The sequence below is a fragment of the Sphingobacterium sp. MAE genome, assembly GCF_056711605.1.
Genome location: NZ_CM160044.1, coordinates 3,676,643 through 3,694,294, shown reverse-complemented (window position 1 = coordinate 3,694,294; position 17,652 = coordinate 3,676,643). Strand labels below are relative to the sequence as shown.

Annotated in this window: 26 protein-coding genes; 13 read left to right on the top strand and 13 right to left on the bottom strand. The window is 39.5% G+C overall.

Annotated elements, in window-relative coordinates:
* Positions 1–16: 16 nt before the first annotated feature.
* Both AC06G9_RS15870 and AC06G9_RS15865 read left to right on the top strand, forming a co-directional pair.
* Entirely contained in the window at positions 17–1,453 is a 1,437-nt protein-coding gene (locus AC06G9_RS15870) for a RagB/SusD family nutrient uptake outer membrane protein (protein WP_480956691.1), read from the top strand.
* A gap of 45 nt (positions 1,454–1,498) precedes the next feature.
* Entirely contained in the window at positions 1,499–2,275 is a 777-nt protein-coding gene (locus AC06G9_RS15865) for a hypothetical protein (RefSeq protein WP_480956690.1), read from the top strand.
* 162 nt (positions 2,276–2,437) lie between these two features.
* Here AC06G9_RS15865 and AC06G9_RS15860 read toward each other — a convergent pair whose 3' ends face one another.
* From AC06G9_RS15860 to AC06G9_RS15840, 5 genes are all read right to left on the bottom strand, one after another.
* Complete coding sequence (locus AC06G9_RS15860; protein ID WP_480956689.1) at positions 2,438–2,686, bottom strand: hypothetical protein; 249 nt, start codon at positions 2,684–2,686, stop codon at positions 2,438–2,440.
* A 294-nt stretch (positions 2,687–2,980) separates the two neighbouring features.
* Positions 2,981–3,202, bottom strand: coding sequence for a hypothetical protein (locus tag AC06G9_RS15855; protein WP_480956688.1), 222 nt, complete (start codon positions 3,200–3,202; stop codon positions 2,981–2,983).
* A gap of 316 nt (positions 3,203–3,518) precedes the next feature.
* Entirely contained in the window at positions 3,519–3,776 is a 258-nt protein-coding gene (locus AC06G9_RS15850) for a hypothetical protein (RefSeq protein ID WP_480956687.1), read from the bottom strand.
* 40 nt (positions 3,777–3,816) lie between these two features.
* On the bottom strand, positions 3,817–4,236 hold the full coding sequence (locus AC06G9_RS15845; RefSeq protein ID WP_480956686.1) for a MauE/DoxX family redox-associated membrane protein: 420 nt from the start codon (positions 4,234–4,236) through the stop codon (positions 3,817–3,819).
* 1,472 nt (positions 4,237–5,708) lie between these two features.
* Positions 5,709–6,149, bottom strand: a complete 441-nt coding sequence (locus AC06G9_RS15840) for a hypothetical protein (protein ID WP_480956685.1) — start codon at positions 6,147–6,149, stop codon at positions 5,709–5,711.
* Between the two features lie 7 nt (positions 6,150–6,156).
* Between AC06G9_RS15840 and AC06G9_RS15835 the strand changes: the two genes are divergently transcribed.
* The gene (locus AC06G9_RS15835; RefSeq protein ID WP_480956684.1) at positions 6,157–6,414 is read left to right on the top strand and encodes a hypothetical protein; all 258 of its coding nucleotides are present in this window, start codon (positions 6,157–6,159) and stop codon (positions 6,412–6,414) included.
* Positions 6,415–6,484: 70 nt separating this feature from the next.
* Here the strand turns inward: AC06G9_RS15835 and AC06G9_RS15830 are convergent, their stop codons facing one another.
* Positions 6,485–6,901, bottom strand: coding sequence for a MauE/DoxX family redox-associated membrane protein (locus AC06G9_RS15830; protein WP_480956683.1), 417 nt, complete (start codon positions 6,899–6,901; stop codon positions 6,485–6,487).
* Positions 6,902–7,479: 578 nt separating this feature from the next.
* Between AC06G9_RS15830 and AC06G9_RS15825 the strand changes: the two genes are divergently transcribed.
* The 4 genes from AC06G9_RS15825 (at position 7,480) to AC06G9_RS15810 (ending at position 10,861) form a co-directional block, all read left to right on the top strand.
* Positions 7,480–8,172, top strand: coding sequence for a DUF3800 domain-containing protein (locus tag AC06G9_RS15825; RefSeq protein ID WP_346567599.1), 693 nt, complete (start codon positions 7,480–7,482; stop codon positions 8,170–8,172).
* Positions 8,162–8,695, top strand: a complete 534-nt coding sequence (locus AC06G9_RS15820; RefSeq protein WP_346567597.1) for a hypothetical protein — start codon at positions 8,162–8,164, stop codon at positions 8,693–8,695. The genes AC06G9_RS15825 and AC06G9_RS15820 overlap by 11 nt, the downstream gene beginning before the upstream one ends.
* Before the next feature lie 601 nt (positions 8,696–9,296).
* A complete protein-coding gene (locus tag AC06G9_RS15815) occupies positions 9,297–9,515 on the top strand; it encodes a hypothetical protein (RefSeq protein WP_480956682.1) in 219 nt (72 codons plus the stop codon).
* Positions 9,516–9,595: 80 nt separating this feature from the next.
* Entirely contained in the window at positions 9,596–10,861 is a 1,266-nt protein-coding gene (locus AC06G9_RS15810; RefSeq protein ID WP_480956681.1) for a M28 family peptidase, read from the top strand.
* Between the two features lie 153 nt (positions 10,862–11,014).
* Here AC06G9_RS15810 and AC06G9_RS15805 read toward each other — a convergent pair whose 3' ends face one another.
* From AC06G9_RS15805 to AC06G9_RS15795, 3 genes are all read right to left on the bottom strand, one after another.
* Positions 11,015–11,248 (bottom strand): hypothetical protein, encoded by a 234-nt coding sequence (locus AC06G9_RS15805; RefSeq protein WP_480956680.1) that lies wholly within the window; start codon positions 11,246–11,248, stop codon positions 11,015–11,017.
* 113 nt (positions 11,249–11,361) lie between these two features.
* Positions 11,362–11,616: a hypothetical protein gene (locus AC06G9_RS15800; RefSeq protein WP_480956679.1), complete on the bottom strand. Its 255-nt coding sequence runs from the start codon at positions 11,614–11,616 to the stop codon at positions 11,362–11,364.
* 94 nt (positions 11,617–11,710) lie between these two features.
* Positions 11,711–11,959, bottom strand: coding sequence for a hypothetical protein (locus AC06G9_RS15795; protein ID WP_480956678.1), 249 nt, complete (start codon positions 11,957–11,959; stop codon positions 11,711–11,713).
* A 187-nt stretch (positions 11,960–12,146) separates the two neighbouring features.
* Between AC06G9_RS15795 and AC06G9_RS15790 the strand changes: the two genes are divergently transcribed.
* The gene (locus AC06G9_RS15790; RefSeq protein WP_293927058.1) at positions 12,147–12,326 is read left to right on the top strand and encodes a hypothetical protein; all 180 of its coding nucleotides are present in this window, start codon (positions 12,147–12,149) and stop codon (positions 12,324–12,326) included.
* Here the strand turns inward: AC06G9_RS15790 and AC06G9_RS15785 are convergent.
* The 4 genes from AC06G9_RS15785 to AC06G9_RS15770 form a co-directional block, all read right to left on the bottom strand.
* Positions 12,323–12,565, bottom strand: coding sequence for a hypothetical protein (locus AC06G9_RS15785; RefSeq protein ID WP_293927061.1), 243 nt, complete (start codon positions 12,563–12,565; stop codon positions 12,323–12,325). The two genes, AC06G9_RS15790 and AC06G9_RS15785, sit on opposite strands and share 4 nt — an antisense overlap.
* Positions 12,566–12,865: 300 nt before the next feature.
* Positions 12,866–13,126, bottom strand: a complete 261-nt coding sequence (locus AC06G9_RS15780) for a hypothetical protein (protein ID WP_480956677.1) — start codon at positions 13,124–13,126, stop codon at positions 12,866–12,868.
* The gene (locus AC06G9_RS15775; RefSeq protein WP_480956676.1) at positions 13,123–13,416 is read right to left on the bottom strand and encodes a hypothetical protein; all 294 of its coding nucleotides are present in this window, start codon (positions 13,414–13,416) and stop codon (positions 13,123–13,125) included. The genes AC06G9_RS15780 and AC06G9_RS15775 overlap by 4 nt, the downstream gene beginning before the upstream one ends.
* Positions 13,417–13,566: 150 nt before the next feature.
* Complete coding sequence (locus AC06G9_RS15770) at positions 13,567–13,959, bottom strand: hypothetical protein (RefSeq protein WP_293927067.1); 393 nt, start codon at positions 13,957–13,959, stop codon at positions 13,567–13,569.
* A gap of 393 nt (positions 13,960–14,352) precedes the next feature.
* Here AC06G9_RS15770 and AC06G9_RS15765 point away from each other — a divergent pair, with 393 nt between their 5' ends.
* From AC06G9_RS15765 to AC06G9_RS15745, 5 genes are all read left to right on the top strand, one after another.
* Positions 14,353–14,841 (top strand): hypothetical protein, encoded by a 489-nt coding sequence (locus AC06G9_RS15765; protein WP_480956675.1) that lies wholly within the window; start codon positions 14,353–14,355, stop codon positions 14,839–14,841.
* Positions 14,842–14,938: 97 nt separating this feature from the next.
* Positions 14,939–15,334, top strand: a complete 396-nt coding sequence (locus AC06G9_RS15760) for a hypothetical protein (RefSeq protein ID WP_480956674.1) — start codon at positions 14,939–14,941, stop codon at positions 15,332–15,334.
* 296 nt (positions 15,335–15,630) lie between these two features.
* Entirely contained in the window at positions 15,631–16,008 is a 378-nt protein-coding gene (locus AC06G9_RS15755) for a hypothetical protein (protein WP_480956673.1), read from the top strand.
* 242 nt (positions 16,009–16,250) lie between these two features.
* Positions 16,251–16,799, top strand: a complete 549-nt coding sequence (locus AC06G9_RS15750; protein ID WP_346567580.1) for a hypothetical protein — start codon at positions 16,251–16,253, stop codon at positions 16,797–16,799.
* 10 nt (positions 16,800–16,809) lie between these two features.
* Positions 16,810–17,277 carry a hypothetical protein gene (locus AC06G9_RS15745; RefSeq protein WP_480956672.1) on the top strand — a complete coding sequence of 156 codons (468 nt, stop codon included), beginning with the start codon at positions 16,810–16,812 and terminating at the stop codon, positions 17,275–17,277.
* Positions 17,278–17,652 lie beyond the last annotated feature (375 nt).

Sequence of the window (17,652 nt, the reverse complement as noted above, 5' to 3'; positions counted from 1 at the left end):
TGAAAACCCAATAACTATGAAAACAAATTATAGTATATATACTTTCGCCCAGATCTTTCTCTTGTTCTTGCTGTCCGCCTGTGGCAAGACTTTTTTGGACCAGAATCCAAATTTGAGCCAAGGCGTGCCCAGCACCTTGGTCGATTGTCAGGCCGTGCTTGATGATTACGATCGTATGAATGCCAGCTATTCGAACCATGGAGAGGCTGCAGCGGACAATTACTATATGAGCGATGATAATTATAATTATCTGCCAGATATGAACAACAGTCCGGAGGAAAAATACAATTACAGCTGGCATCCTCAAGGAGAACATGTCAGTGCCTGGTTACAGGGCTATAGGGTCGTATACTCTGCAAATCTTGTGCTCCGTACATTAGAGAAGATCGCTCCTACGGAGGGCAATTATAAATCTGTACAAGGGTCTGCTTTATTTTTTCGAGCTTTTTCCTTTTATCATCTTGCTCAGCTGTTCTGCAAACCCTATATGGATGCAACGGCCGCTAGCGATCCCGGCATTCCGTTGCGCCTAAATCCAGAACTGTATGAAGTGTCCACTAGAGGTACGGTCAAACAGGTCTATCAGCGTATCACACAGGATTTGAAAGAAGCACTTTCCCTATTGCCCGATGCTGTGAGCGTGAAGTCACGTCCCTCAAAGACCGCGGCCTATGCCATGCTGGCTCGGGTCTATCTGTCGATGCAGGATTATGTGAATGCAGGGAAAATGGCCGACGAGGCGCTCAAACTGCAGCATACCCTGATTGATTATAATGAGACCAGTGAAACTCCGACCGCGACCACGGTGAGCAGCGATCCTGCTGCGCCTTCCTTTCTGCGGTTCAATGCCGAGGTGATTTTTCAGGCGGTTACCGTATCCACAACGCTTGACCAATATACCGTGGAAATCCATCCGGCATTGTATGATTCCTATTCGGAGGATGACCGGCGTAAATCCGTTTTCTTTATGGAAGATTTGGATTGGATGGGAAACCCTTCTGGATCCGGTATCTATCGTTACCGGGGCAATTATGACGGATCAAATTCGAATGCAATTTCCAATTTCTTATTTATTGGTTTGGCGACCGATGAACTCTATCTGATCCGGGCGGAATGTTATGCTCGAGCGGGTAATATTGCATTGGCGATGGCCGATCTCAACAGGTTGCTCGACAAGCGTATGCAACCTCCTTATGTCAATCGTACAGCAAGCAGTGCGAACAATGCCTTGGTTCAGATTTTGGCAGAACGCAGAAAAGAGCTCATCTTTCGTACGATCCGTTGGACCGATCTGCGGAGGTTGAATCAGGATCCGCAGTTTGCGGTTACCCTGCGCCGGGACATGAATACCATCCCGTATACGCCTTTAAAGCCCAACGATCTGCGCTATACGTTTCTGATTCCGACCCGTGAAGTAATTAGATTGACCGGAATGGAACAAAACCCGAGATAATAGCCGTTAAAGTACAGAATGAATATAGCCAATAAATTATAGATTATGGAAATCATATCAAAAATAATAAAAACAGGCATGTTAATGGCCATCACTAGTTTTCTGTTTTCCTGTCAGAAGGATGAAAGGGTGGGTACGGTCGATATTGCCAAGGTGAATGTTATCAATGCGATTGTAGGCGGAGGTGAGGCCAAGGTAAATATAGGGACTGGACGTATTCATTGGAGTAGTATTACCGATGATCAAATTCTTGGAGGATCCAATAGTGTGGGGCGTCTGTATATTACTTCTACCGATCGGCCGAGCTACTTACAGATTTCACCGGCCAGTGATACGACGAAGTTTTGGTACAATCAACAGCAGCAGCTGGCCTCTGGCAAAATGTACACGCTCTACCTATCAGGTACAGCGGGGAGTGTAAAAACATTGTTCCATGAGGAAACGAATTTTCCGAAATACATCTTGCGGGACGCTGGGCATCCGACACCGGTGACAGACAGCATTGTCAATATCCGTTTTGTCAATCTATCCAAGTCAGGTCCTCAAGTGGATATCAATGTCCAGGGCAAGAGCAACAGTGAGGCCAGTGGTCTGAGTTACGAGGAATTTTCGGAGTTTAAAGCTTATCCATTTACGAAAAATGGTAATTTTATGACGTTTGAAATTCGTAAGTCCTCTGACAGGCAACTTATCACGCAGTATTCGCTGTATGTACCGAATGTTCGTTTCAAATCCATCGCAATTATGATGATGGGAATATACCAAGGCATAGCGATACCTTATGTTGATCAATATCGCGCCGATATGGTGGTTTATCAGTAAATCATATAACTTACACCATAAACAGAGCCCCACAAAGTATTGCTTCGTGGGGCTCTTATTAAGCTGCTCGTGGGCAGTGCGGCGATGCCGAATATTAAGGTAAAGAAACTATGGAGTTCTTTAGATTGGTTTTGCCAAACTGTAATTTTGACCTAAGATCTTTTATGGAAGAAGTGTAGGTCTTAATCTGACATTGGTTGTCTCAATCCTGTTGTTTAGTGCAAAAAGCATTTCATTTGTTAATGCAGTTGTGAAAACAGGTTTATTCTGATTGTCAGTTGCCTGAATCGCACAGATGAAATCATTCGGGTCTGGACAATTTGGAGGAGTGATACCAACAAGAAGGTAATTGTTTGGATTTGTCGTATTGTGTGGATACGGATCAAGTGGATTAAATGAATACCAAGGCATAATCATGGTGCTTTTATAGATCAAAAAGCATAAACTTTAATGGGTTACTTACTCGATTACAGGGTTTTCAGTTTGGCCCTTTGCCTACTCGGTTATGGATTTTCGGCCTACTCCAAATTTTAATCGTTTGCTATATGGGATGATCTGTATAGTCTAACTTCTTTTTTAGTTTGTTTTACGTTTTTACAATACATCTTTATAGCTACATTTTTTATATACTCGAGTTATTAAAAATGTCATTGAATCTTTGTACTCTGTTATAAGGATGTTCAATCTTATTCCCTATGATGGTTACTACGGTTTTAATAGTACGTTCACCGTTTCGGTTTGTGTCTGTAGTGCGTTTGCTATTTCGCAGATTAAACCAGCGGTAAGAATCGGATGGCCTAAATTGTCAACTGCTTGTATACTGCAGAGCTGAATGTTCGGAAATGGGCATGAAGGAGGTATTATTCCGACTAGTGTGTAGTTGTTAGGCATACAAATGCTTCCTCCGTTATATAAATACCAAGGCATAATCGTGTTGCTTTTATAAATCAAAAAGCGTAAACTTTAATTTTTTAAGTCTACTCTGTTTCAGGATTTTCGACATGCTCCTTTTTTTTCTAATAGATTTTACCACAAATTGTTAGTGTGCTCCTTCTGATCATGTTCCTTTTTTAAAACCTGTTCAATGATTGGCACAACTGCTACATCGAATAAAGCATTCATGGCTTATTCCTTTTGTATTTATTTTTTTGTTGCCTGATAGGCGCCGTACCGTATAATCTTTAGGGGGATGTGTACGGACCTATATCAGACTCGAAGACTAAAAAATTCTATTAGTGGTGTTTCAGCAATCGCACTCTTTGCAGCCCCCACCTTTGAGCAATACATTGACTGTATTGGTCTGATTTTCCAATGCGCAGCAAATCTCTTCTTCCAGATCGCAGGTAATGATCGGTTTTTTATAATTATCCTCCGCTTGTATAGCACAGACTCTCAGGTGGCCTTCACAAAATGGAGGATGATTGCCATATAAGGTGTATTGATTCTTATCTTTCGGATTACCATCCTTTGAGCAACAGGGGGTGAAGGTATACCAAGGCATAATATGGGGGCTTTTATAGATCAAAAAGCGTAAACTTTAGTTATTTAAATAAATTGAACTGCATGATTAATACGCCCAGAAAAGCAATTAATGTAAGCCAAATATTGACCTTTAAATGTTTTTTCCAGCCCATCCTTCGGAACATGGCACCGCATGGGCAGGGATATATATCGTAAACCTGAAAAATAATCCCGGAGACATAGATCGTGAAGATCAACATCAAGCCAAAGGAGGCGTATAGACCCCATAACCTGGTCTCCGGGAACAAAAGCAGAAACACTACAGCAACTTCTACTAATGGAATCATCACCGATAAAATTGGGACACTCCATTTTGGGATCGCCTGTGATCCTAAAATCTTATAGAAGGATCGAAACTTAAAAAATTTTGGTATTGCGGTGTACGACCATAAGAGGACGAATAGCGCAACAATAAGATATATAATTATAGTAGCAATCATAATCGTAGTTTTATCTGATGAATTAAACTAATACCAAGTTCGCTAAAAAAGAGGGGGGGCGTTATCAACGATTTGACAGTTTTGCAGTTGAAATTTTATCAATTACAATGATTAAACGTAGACAGTTTTAGTGTCAATAAATTACTTTATTAATTGTTTTACAGTAAAGTAAGTCTGTTTTTATTAAAAATTTCCTTATGATAGGAGATTTACTATTCTAGTTTTGTAATTTGGTATTGAAATTGTGTGTGAAGAAAAAGATGCTGACTTAATAAAAAAGTCATGAAATTCATCCATATTTTTATCTAAAGAATGGCTTTTGTTAGTAAATATAAATTAGCTTTTCGTCGGTTTTCCCAGCATAGAATCAGAAACTGAGCAAAGTATAAAATTAACTTCTGTAAAAAATAGTAATCTGATATGATCCTTACCGATCGATTAAGAATACAAAGATGTCGATACGAAACTGGAATATGGGGAGGGCGTTACCTGATCAAAAAGCAGCGATGAAATGGATCAGATGATTTTGATATCTTATTGAAAGCTCTTAAACAATTGATCTGTTTTACCCCCTTAAACTGTGACTGTAATAACCAAGCCTGTGACTGTAATAACCAAGCCTGTGAACAATAATAAAATGAAGACTTCAATGGAAAATGTTTGGGAAAGATTAATTATATATGAAAAAAAGGGGCTATAACCAATTTACTATAACCCCTATGGTTGGTGTAGGCTGCAAGCTTAAAAAGAAATTAATTAGAGGAAATCTCGTTATAAAAGACATATTCATAGTGAAGGTCTCAGTGGCACATTCATACTTTCCATGCTATTTTGTAAAGCATTCTCGATTTAGCAGAATAAGGCAGGAGTAAGAATAGGTTTCCCATATTGTCTAATGCCTGAACAGCGCATAAGCGCATTTTAGTTGAAGGACAGAAAGGTGGAAAAATACCTACTAACGTGTAATTGTTATGATCACAAATATTCCCAAATAATGTTGTCATTGTATAGGAATACCGAGGCATAGTCATATGGCTTTTATAGATCAAAAAGCGTAAACTTTAATAAATGCCTACTCTGTTTCAAGGTTTTCTGCATACTCCTGAATATTAGTTTCATTTAGCATTAAAAAATTAGCATGATATTGTTGGTCGTAGCTTAACATTTGGTTTTTCTATTCTATTTGCAAGAGCACATGCTATTTCACTACATAATGACTGAGTAATAATAGGTTTACCCGAATTGTCTAACGCCTGAATAGCACATAAATAAATTTTAGGACTTAGGCAAGATGGAGGAGTGGAGCCAACAAGAACATAATTATTAGGGTCACAAGGTTGATACGGAGGAGATCCTATTGGACAAAATATATACCAAGGCATAATCATCGTGCTTTTATAGATCAAAAAGCATAAACTTTAAATTTTAGGTCTACTCTATTACAGGATTTTCGACAGGCTCCTTTCTATTTTTTAGAGGTGGTACCACACTTTGTTGGTGCCCTGCTGCTGATAATATTCCTGACGCAGGATAATATGTTCACTGTCGCAGCCTGACAGTGCGGCGGCGGCCATTTCCTTTTGTAGGGATTCATCAATAATGGGCAAGCCTGCAGCATCAAAGTAAGCATTGATGGCATAGATCTTATCGCTACAGTCCCGATTGGCCGGCGATTTTTTGCCTACCACATAGCGTGTGTACTGATGGGGATCGGAAGGATCTACCCGCGTACCTTTCTTGGGGGTAAAGAGATACCAAATTCTCATCTTGAGTTGTTTTTTAAGTAATATAATCAATTGCCGCTTACTCGATTGCAGGGTTTTCAGCTCGGCCCTTTGTGATTTGATTTTGTATCTGTTGCCTGAAGATAGGCGGCGTACAGCATAATCTTTAGGGGATGTGTACGCGCCCATTTCAGACATGAAAACTAAAAAAACTATTAACCATATTGGATCAATCGCAATCTACGCAGTCATCACCTTTGAGCAATACATTGGTGGTACTGGTCTGATGTTCCAGTGCGCAGCAGATCTCTTCTTCCAGATCGCAGGTAATGATCGGTTTCTTGCGATTATCTTCCGCCTGTATAGCGCAGACTCTCAGGTGACCTTTACAGTAGGGCGGGTGACTGCCATAAAGCGTGTATTGATTTTTGTCTTTCGGATTACCATCCTTTGAACAGCAGGGGGTGAAGGTGTACCATGGCATAATCGGGGTGCTTTTATACATCAAAAAGCGTAAACTTTAGTTATGTGAATAAATGGAACTGCATCATCAGTATGCCCAGAAAAGCGAGTGATGTGAGCCAAATATTGACCTTTAAATATTTTTTCCAGCCCATCCGGCGGAACATGGCTCCGCATGGGCAGGGATAGATATCGTAAACCTGAAAAATAATCCCGGAGACATAGATTGTGAAGATCAGCATCAGGCCAAAGGAGGCATATAGCCCCCATAACCTGGTCTCCGGGAACAACAGCAGAAACACAACAGCAAGTTCTACTAATGGAATCATCACCGATAAAATGGGTACGCTCCATTTTGGAATGGCCTGCGATCCTAAAATATTGTAGAAGGACCGAAACTTAAAAAACTTGGGTATCGCGGTGTACGCCCATAAGAGGACGAATAGCGCAACAATAAGATAGGTCAGTAGTGTAGCCATAATCAAGTTTTATCTGGTGAATTAAACTAACATCAAGTTAGCGACAAATCAGAGGTGGGTGTTAGCATGTTTTTGACAGTTTTACTGTTGCGTTTTTTTCATTTAAATTGTTTAAAATAAGACAGTTTTAATGATCGATCGTGTTTGTGAGTATGGGCTGTGGATAAGATGGAGGGGGGAGTTTATGTGATCGGTGAATAGGGTTGATCAACAGGAAAAAGAGGTGATATTTGACTTTTATGGTGAAATACATGCTCACAAGGTGTGTCCAAGTAGTAAGTCCTTTCTTGTGTTTGTCACTATTTTAGATACTGACCACTTTTTTAAAAATATCCCAATCGATCAAGGATGAAATCTCACTAAAAACGTTTATATTTATCATAGTGGTGTGTGATTTTTTGCTATTATACGATAGCTATTTTAAAAAACAAAACGCTGTCATATTTTCTTTTCTTAATCATTTGAGGACTCTACTTTACTGAGATGTGAAAATATTAACGAAATAAATCTAAGTGATAAAAAAATGAACTACGTAATTGCTGTTTACAGAAACAGGACAGTCAATTAAAAATGAACCTATGGAAGCAATAAAAAAAACCTTTAATTTTTACTGTGATGAAAGTACACATTTGGAAAATGATTCGCATCCCTATATGATTATTGGTTATATCAGTACCCCATATCATTTGTTGAAAATGCATAATAGGAATATTAGGGAATTGAAATTAAAACACTTTTTGAAAGGTGAATTAAAATGGAGTGCTTTGTCAAAATCACAATATCCTTTTTATAATGAATTGATAGACTATTTTTTCAGTAATAGTTCCTTAGAATTTAGGGCGATTATTATTAAGAAGAGCCAAATGGATCATGCTGCACATCATCAGACACATGATGATTTTTACGACAAGATGTATTACCAGTTGTTGAATAAAAAGATTCATCCTGAACATAGTTATAATATTTTTATGGATATCAAGGATAGTTATTCCTATCGTAAAGCTAAAAACTTGAAAGTCTATCTAGAACGGGACTATAATAATGTTCGCAATCTACAAGTTATAAAATCGTTTGAAAGTGAATTACTTCAATTAGCAGATGTTTTGATTGGTGCCTTGAATTATAAACTTAGAGGGTTGAATAAAGTGACGGCAAAGAATAACATCATTGAGAAGATCGAGCGACATTGCGGTAAACCACTGACAGAACGTACACCTAAAGATGAAAATAAATTTAACCTGTTTTATATTGATTTGAATCATGGCAACTAATCTTTTGAAGAAATATAACGGTTTTTTGGATCTTACTCATCTTAATGAAGCCAGTAGAACGATTTCCTTAAGAGGTGTGTTTGATAGAGATATCGCTAATAATACAGCATTTGTTTTTCGTCAAAAAATAATTCGCCCTCTAAAAAAGGAAGGTGAAGTGGATATGGACACTTTGTTTGGTCATTTGACCAGAAAAACAGAAGATATGATTAACCCAAGTGGCGAAACAGTAAAGTCAAGAAATATATTTGATATAGATCGTTCAAAACGTTTACATTGGATATGGCATCATATTCAAGAAAATGTACCTACTGTACTTATCTTCTCTTCTCAAGAACGCAAAGATGGAAAGGATGTTATTCGTACATATATCTTTGATATAGACGAGCATTATGTTATAGTTCTACAGCCTCAACGTTCTACTTTTGATTACTATTTATTGTCCGCATATTATCTAAATGAAGAATGGGCGAGGCGAAATATGAAGAAAAAATGGAAAAGAAGAATATCAACGCTCTATTAAACCGCAAAGTCCGGTATGTATCGGGACATATCGGACTTCGAAATTCTTTTCTCCTATTGTGGTAGAATGAACAAAGCAAAAGTAATAGTAAAATATGATAAAAACAAATCTTAGTAAATTTATTTCCTGTTACCTTTCATTAAGCCACCTAAGATTAGATTTTAGTTGTTTTATAATAAAAAAATCCCCAGCTCTTGTGGAACTGGGGACATCATGGCCGATTTCAATTAAACAATGGGCTATTTCCCAACGCCTCGTTTAATTTCGTTAAAATGAGTCAACCATTTTGCAATAAACTGATATAAACTGTGTATCAACCATCTTAACATGATGAACAGAACAAGAGCTAAGTTAGGGAATCATCTATAGGGAGCGTTAGCATCTATTTGACAGTTTGAATGCAATATTGATGACATCGTGATCGTCATTGATGTGACTATCCATAGGAAGGTAAAATATCAAGTTTGCTATCCTGAATGATTTTGAGATGAATTTATGGAGATTCCACTAGGGAACTGCCTGTGTCGAGGAACCTATATACGTGTACTTTTGCTGAATGGCTGACCGATACACCAATTGATGATACTCGTTCAAAACTTTTATGAAAAACAAACAAATTTTACTCTTTCTATTTTTGCTGCTCTGTGGCGCTTCTTTTGCACAAAATAAAGAGGCTCTGTCCTCTGCAAAAGTGATCAATACCACCAATGCGAAAGCGCATCTCTCTTTTTTGGCGTCTGATGCACTGCGGGGTAGAGAGGCCGGACAGCTGATGGGGATAAAGCTGCACAATATATCGCCGACTACTATAAAAAAATAGGGGTAAAAGGGGCTGTTGATGGGGCCTATCTGCAAAGGGTCAATGCTACCCGCATTCACTTAGCCCAATCGCTCCAGGTAATGGGCAGTCCATATCAACCGGTGATTGATTTTTTTAATATGCCCAGTTCCATTTCCCTGCCTGGCTTTCAGCTGCAGACGGATAGTATCCTCTTTGCAGGCTATGGGGTGATTGATGATGGGATCCAATCTTATAATGATTTTGAGGAGCAATCGGTGACCGGAAAGGTGGTGATGCTGATCGGTTCTGGACCGCGGGATGGCGCCTTTTCTTTTCAGGATAAGGTCAACTATTTGGCTTTTCATAAAGCTAAAGCTTTATTGATGATCGAACCTGTGGTGGATCATAAATCGGATGGACTGATGCAGCATCTTTTTAATGAGCAGATGCTCTTGGAGGGGTCGGCAGAGCTTTCGAGCATCGAAAAAATGCCCCAGAATATGCCCATTATCTATATTGGACAACAGGTGGCCGATGCACTATTGAAATCGGTCAATACCGATCTGGCTACTGTGCGTAAAAAGCTGGTGGAAAGCAATAAACCTTATCCCTTTGTTTTTAAAACGGACTTGAAAGCTTCTGCTTCGCGCACATTTGAGGCTGTTCATCCGGCGAATGTGCTGGGATGGATACCCGGTTCGGACCCCATATTGAAGGATGAAGTGGTATTGCTGAGCGCGCACTATGATCATCTGGGCATAAATCCCTATAGTGTCGGTGATAGCATCAACAATGGTGCGGATGATAATGGATCGGGTACGACGGGTGTGCTGATGATGGCCGATGCATTTATGCAGGCGGTAAAAGCGGGCAAAGGACCTAAACGCAGCATCCTCCTGATGGCTGCTACGGGTGAAGAAAAGGGATTGCTGGGATCGTCTTGGTATATCAGTCATCCTGTGGTCCCCCTAAATAAAATCATCAGCAACCTCAATGTGGATATGATCGGTCGCACGGATACGCTGCCGCATCCTGATCACAATTATATCTATATCATCGGTGCTGATCGATTGAGCAGTGATCTGGATGCGATCATCAAAAAGACCAATGCGACCTATACCAAACTGGAACTGGACGAACGTTTTAATGTGCGCAATGATCCTTTTCAATTGTACTTCCGTTCGGACCATTATAATTTTGCGAAGCAGGGCATCCCGGTGACATTTTTCTTTAGCGGTTTTCATGCGGACTACCACAAAGCGAGCGATGAAATCGGTAAGATCGATTTTGATATCTTATGCAAACGGACGCAACTGATCTATTATACGGCATGGGAACTGGCCAACCGGGCGACTAAGCCTGTGGTGGACAAGAAGGTGGAATAGTTACAGGGAATGATATTTAGAAAAGGTTAATTATAAATATGTTCAAAAGAAGGGGTATAGTTTTTTATGGACTATAACCCCTTATTATTGGTTTAGGTGGTTAGATTAAAAAGAAATAAATGGAAGACAATTTTGTATGCGAAAGGCATATGGTCAAGGTTTTAACAGGACATTGACACCTTCCATTCTATTTTGTAAAGCTGTTGCGATCTCGCCCAGCAAAGTAGGGGTCAGAATCGGATGGCCCATATTGTCGTAAGCTTGGATAGCACATAGAAATATCTTAGGACTTGGACATACAGGTGGAAAAATACCTACCAGTGTATAATTATTTGGATCACAAATATTGCCGGGAAATGTAATCGGGGTATATGCGTACCAAGCCATAACAGTTAGTTAGTTAGTTAGTTAGTTAGTTAGTTAGTTAGTTAGTTAGTTAGTTAGTTAGTTAGTTAGTTAGTTAGTTAGTTAGTTAGTTAGTTAGTTAGTTAGTTAGTTAGTTAGTTAGCACATTTATTACTATCATCCAAGCGGACATTGATCGTGTCGATCTCCAGTTCTAGGGCATTTGAAATTTCCATACGCAGCATCATATCGATATGGGGCAAGCCTGCGTGGTCTTCGGCTTGTATGGCTGTAACAAAAAGTTTGGATTCGGAAGATTCGGGTGGTGTATCTCCCAATAAGGTATAATTGGTCGGATCCTGAGGATCACAAGAAGGCAATATGGGTGTAAAGGTGTACCATGGCATCATGAGGGTGCTTTTATCAATCAAAAAGCGTAAACTTTAATCTAGCCTACTCTGTTACAGGATTTTCGGCGTGCTCCTTTGTCTTTATATTTTTGTTTTATATCGTTATGGTCGATCTTAAAACCACATTTGTAGTTTCTGTTTTATTATTAACTGCTTCTGCAATTTCTAGTATTAAAGCTTGTGTAATAATGGGTTTTCCGCCAATATCATTAGCTTGGATACCACACAAATAGTTGTTTGGCCCAGCACAAGATGGTGGTGAACTTCCAACAGGGTTATAATTGCAGGCTCCTCCTATATTATAGGGCGGTGTTCCTGTAGGATTGTAAATATACCAAGGCATAATCGTGATGTTTTTATCAATCAAAAAGCTAAACTTTAGTTATGGAATAGTAATCGAATTAGCTTATAAAAGCTCGTTTATCTAAAGCAGATCGTATCCTTGTTTAAGGATTCTGTTCTTCACACCGGATGAGCATTCCAAAGACTTAAGCAGTATTCACGCTACTTAAGTCTTTGGTAATTACATCATGGGACAACCGAAAGCGCCAGCAGCGGTATCAGCAAAATCAGAATCGGTACGCCCCATTTCGGGTTTGAATTTGAACAGTATTTTGAAAAAAGAAAGTAAGTATTTGGTGTTTAAATTTGATATGCTTTTTTATGTTAAAGTCCCATCGGTCCTGGATCATGAAATCAAATCAGGCTAACATCGCCTGCTGCTGGACAAGAGGACATTGGTGGTATCTCGTCTATTCTGAAGTGCTTGCGCCATCTCTCCCCGCAATGCGCTGGTGATAATGGGCTGTCCTAGATTGTCGTTTGCCTGTATAGCGGTTAAAAAATAATTGGGTCCTGGAGCAAATGGTGGTACAGAACCGACCAATGTCCAATTGTTGGGATTGGTGGGACTGGATCGACGTGAAGGCGTATATATATACCAAGGCATAATGGTGATGCTTTTATAGATCAAAAAGCCTAAACTTTAATAAATGCCTACTCTGTTAAAGGATTTTCGGCAACCTCCTGTAATCGTATATCATGGTCCATGGTGAAACAGGAGTATGAAATACTGTCCCCTATGAACTCGTTGGTAACACTAAGTTCGAGAGAAATCGGATGGGGAGGTTAGCAGAAGATTGACAGTTTTGCTGTCGGTGATTTGACAAATATTTTGAAAAAATATGAACAGAGAAACTGTCAAAGATGTTGCATTTTTAGGGTAAAATCTTTGACAGTTTCCGGAGCTTTACCTGCCCATAATCTTTTTCTTCAAGACGGTATAGCCCTGGCGGGTCAAACCCACGTGCATGGCTTTGGTACCAACTGATGCAATGGTGCAGAACAAGGGGTTTTCGGCTTCAAACTTGACGATCCGATCTGTAGAGGGTTCGTTCAACAGTAATATCCGATGCTGCGAAGCCTGTTCATTCTGGACAACGATCTGCTCAATATGCGCGGCTACTTCATGGAAATCTTCGCGTAGTGCCAACACATCGCGATAGCTCATCGATAGGACAATACCGGACTCCAGCATCTGGATATGATTGGTCCGATCTTCGCCACGGAGCAGGCTTGATGCAAAGAGGATAATTTCGTTTTTCTCCAGATCTGGGTACCGTAATTGGCTCCTCTGGCTTTGTTGTAATAGTAACTGTGGACCATCGCCTGCGCTGAATACCAGATGCGGCCTTCGTGGGCAGGGCCTGGAGATTCGAGATCTTGGTATTTGATCGTTTTTTGGATCTGACATAGGGGTGCAGCACGCTCAAACAATAAGGCTTGCCTGTCGGGAGTCATGTTGAGCTTGGTTTCAATGTACTGTTTGATCAATTGGTGTTTATAATCTTTCATAATTGATTTATATTAACGTGGATCCCTAGGTTGGAATCGATATCGGATTGGGTGGATATCATGCTATTGGTTAATCTGTTCATGGTCTGCTTGGTGTTAGTCTGCGATACGGTACCTGATCCAAATCATAAAGGGATAAATAACCGTACTGTTTGCCGTGGCGCTGTTGACCGTCGGGAGCGGGGTGCTGGAGACAATAATATCTTTGACTCCCGGTTTGTCATCTGCTGCAATGGTCTCTTTGTCAAAACTGACATGCAGCTGCGCTTCCCAGGTACTGGCAATGCCCTCGGCGAGGGTCGCTCTAAAATTGGGGGGCATGTTGCTGATCTGCGCGATCTGGTTGACATGCAGATCAAAATGGGTGTTCATAAAGAGTGCGAAATCCGAGCGGATTTGCGCGATGAGAAATTGTTGTTCTGTTAAAGTAAGTTGGAACAATTCGTTTTGGAAGGCAGTGACGCCGGCGTTGTTTAGGATCTGTTTCATTCTAATTATATTTTTTTAGGTGCTTATTTAGTAAAATTCGGAACTTTAAAATCTAATTTCAAGGATATTAAATGGCTATTTTCGGAAATGTACATTTTTTGTACATCGTTTTTTAAATGTATGTATAACATAAAATACAGTTAATTTACTTGTAGTTTATTTTTATTAAGCTTGTATTCGAAAACGTTTTCGCTATTGAAAATGATTTTATAACTTTATGTTTCTATTATTTATAAAAATAGCATAGTACCATTTATCAATTTATAATTTAACCTATATCTTTTCTCTATGATTAATGTCTACCTGAAAAAGCATGTTTTTTATTTGCTCGCCATTGTATTATTTGCTTTTGTGATAAATCTTGGAACTGCCTTTGACAATGTGATGATGCGTATGAAACAACCATTATTCCAGCAGGTATTGGTGGCGACTGTCGCAATGCTGTACCTCTATTTATATATTGTCCAGAATATTTATCACTATTTTTTCTTTCGTATGGCGTGGTTTATCGGGCTAAAACCTCTGCTGAAAGCGGGCATATTTGTGATCGCTGCAGCCGGTCTGATCAGCTTGATCCATGTCCATATTTTAAATTTGCTGTTGGCCCAGCGCAACCACGGAACGGTCTTTACTTTTGATTACTTTACAACTGATTTCTGGTTTTTCTTTCTTCCGCTATTATCGTATGTGATCATCTTATATCTTAAACCAAATAGGCTTTTATTTAGGCTGCCAGCAAGAGAAACGGAAGAAATGTCTAATGGGCATGCTTCTCAAGCACAGGAATTGCTCCAGCAGATCGTCGAACCTATGGAAATAGACCAGGAGGATGAACTCTTGAAAATATGGCGCATCAGCAGGGTCAAATCATTTTGTATTTGATTATTTTTTTAGAAAGTTTTCTAAGGAAGAGCGATGGCATCTGGAACAGGATATTCCGCTCTGGAAAGTTGTTATTCTGGAGAAATCCGAATTGATCATGTTTGGCTATTTTATAAATGGTGAAAAATGGGCATTGCATCATGTGGACGACAAGATCTTAAGCAATCCATGGTTGGTCAAGGTAAGCCAAAATTGTTATATCAATATGCTGTATGTGGTCGATGGACTATGCCGCCGCAGTATGTTGAAGATGGATCTAAAAATGGGAAATCGGGTTTCAAAGGAGGTCAATATGGAATTGGTCATCCTCCATGAGGAAATAAGAGCGATCCTGCTGTCGACGACTAATTCGGACAAATTGGATCAACTTTTGATCGTGACGCGACGGATGAAAGTCAACTATAAAAATTTTTGGGAAAGCACTTTCTTGCATCAACTGGACGAAAATAGACTGATGGATCCCGTGGGATCCATCAACCGTAAAAACAATTAAAAGTCAGCCAATTGTTCGCATTGCAGCCAGCCAAGCCTAGTTTCGGAGGATCGGTGAGCACATCGTTTTTGATTTTTACACATTAAAATCAAGGCTTCCACATGGCGGATCCTACCTGCTTGTGAACGCGCTCGATTTTTTAAAGAAGCTCATCGCATCCCAATTATCGGGATCTCATCAATATATCATGTCGAGGATTTTTATAGTTTGGTATAAGTCAAAAGCCCGTTGGTCGAGAATATTTAAATAAAGATTGTAAAACAGCTAAATTTCCTTTCGTTAAGCCTAAATATATCATGATAAAAGAAAATCTCGCTAAACTACCGATCTTATTACTTACGTTGATTTTTTGTGTGCATCTGATTTTTGCTCAAGGAAGAGCTGCAAATACTGGAAAGGAAGATCTGCTCCATAATAGCTGTTCAACTTGGGGAAATACCGCGGTTCCTGACAGTTTATTGAGGACTGATTCTTTTGGACTTGCCGAACTTGACAATTATTCATTTGCACAGCTTCATCATGACATGCCAGGCGGTGGTATACTGGCTGCCCGCGATCTTTGTTTTGGTCAAAAAGAAATTAAAATACCCGTAATCATGACCGGGCTGGATCAAGGGATCGCACATTTGAAAAATCCTATCCATGAGGAAGGAAATCGATCGCATATCTCGTAGTCTCCAGCTGATTAAAAGAATTATATCTTGTGTTGAAAATAACTAAAAGATATGTAATGATTTCCGAATAATCAATATTTAGTCTATAAATTTATATCTTGGCGTTAAAAGTACGAAATGCTTTATATATCTGTTGATGATTATTTATAAAGAGAATTTTAAAAAAAATACATAAAAATACGATGATTGAATTGGATAGGAGCATAAAGCTGCTTATAACAGGAATGATATGCGTGACAACGATGGCATGTAACAAGGAAAATAAGTCGACATTATGGCCGGCAAAATTTACCTGTGAAGTCGATGGAATCGCTTATAAAGATCAAACACCCTATATTCTTCCTCCTGGCGCAAAGCGTACGCCCTCTTTCAACTATCACTTTGATGATCTTCAAAAAGGAATGTATTTTTCTTCGCGATTGGCGCTGGTCAATCAAGGGCAAAGTGAGGTGGGCGGGTATGCCATTATGATTGATATTCCTTTAAAGGACCCGTTAGCAATCAACAAGGAATATCAATTTGTCGGCATGGCAGGAGAAGAGCATAACATGCCCATCAACTACTTGTTTAGGTACCGCGAGAAAGGATTGGCATACTGCCATGTTTACGCTAATGGTGAAATGAATAAGAACAGTTTTGGAACCGGAAAATTAATAATACAATCTTTTGATCTGGAGAAATCGCAGGTGGTGGGTCAAATTGAATTTTCGGTTCCTTCGCCCGTGTCCGAGGATGCGCATAAACGGCTGTCTTTTAAAGGACAATTTGATACCGGCATAAACCAAAATTAAAGGGATAACCATGAAAAACAATATAGGTATGAAACCGATGAAGAGATTAACGATAATTACTTTATTCCTGATCTGTGTTTCTCTGATCGTGACCATACAGGCATGTGATGATAAGGAAGGCTATGCAGATGCTCCTGATTTTAATCGGGGCCCTTATCAGATTTCTGCAGCAGGAATTGATACGGTTATATCGGCTAGTAATACGGTTGATTGGCAGTTTTTGGATCTTATCATAGATGGGAAGCAAGTGCTATTATCTGATCAATCAATTGAGGTCAAATCTAAGAGGTTTTCTTCGGATGGGCCAGAGGTCGTGTATTTAATAACCGGCCAATGGTTTGTTCTCGAAAAAGTGGACCGGCACAAGTTGCGTTTTGCAGTGTATCATAACGATGATGAGTCACTACGGAAACTTGACATCACTGTACATCATGGAAACGGTGTGAGGCAAATCTCCATACGACAGCAATCAAAATAAGTAGGGAAGGAGCTGGTGTTCGCGGCTCAAGATGTCGGTGATGACGCCGTTTTGATCTATCTGTGCTGATAGGAGCAAAAGTTTTGTTCGGACGCCTCCTGTGGATTAATCTTGTAGTCTCATGCTGCATCGTGGACATCAATCCGTATAAAGGGCATATCAAGTATTGATCAAAAGGCAGTTCTTCTATTTTATTCTCTGTTGTAAGATATTGTAAATTGGATCCTTACGCAGCACCTCCTGATTTCTGAATTGATCTGTTTGTCGGATGATGGGGCTTTTAGCGATCAAAATGTCGATCTCGGTTCTCTTTATATGGAATGGTGTAAAATTGATCTTGTGCCTACTATTTCCTTGAAATAAATAATAGTTTAA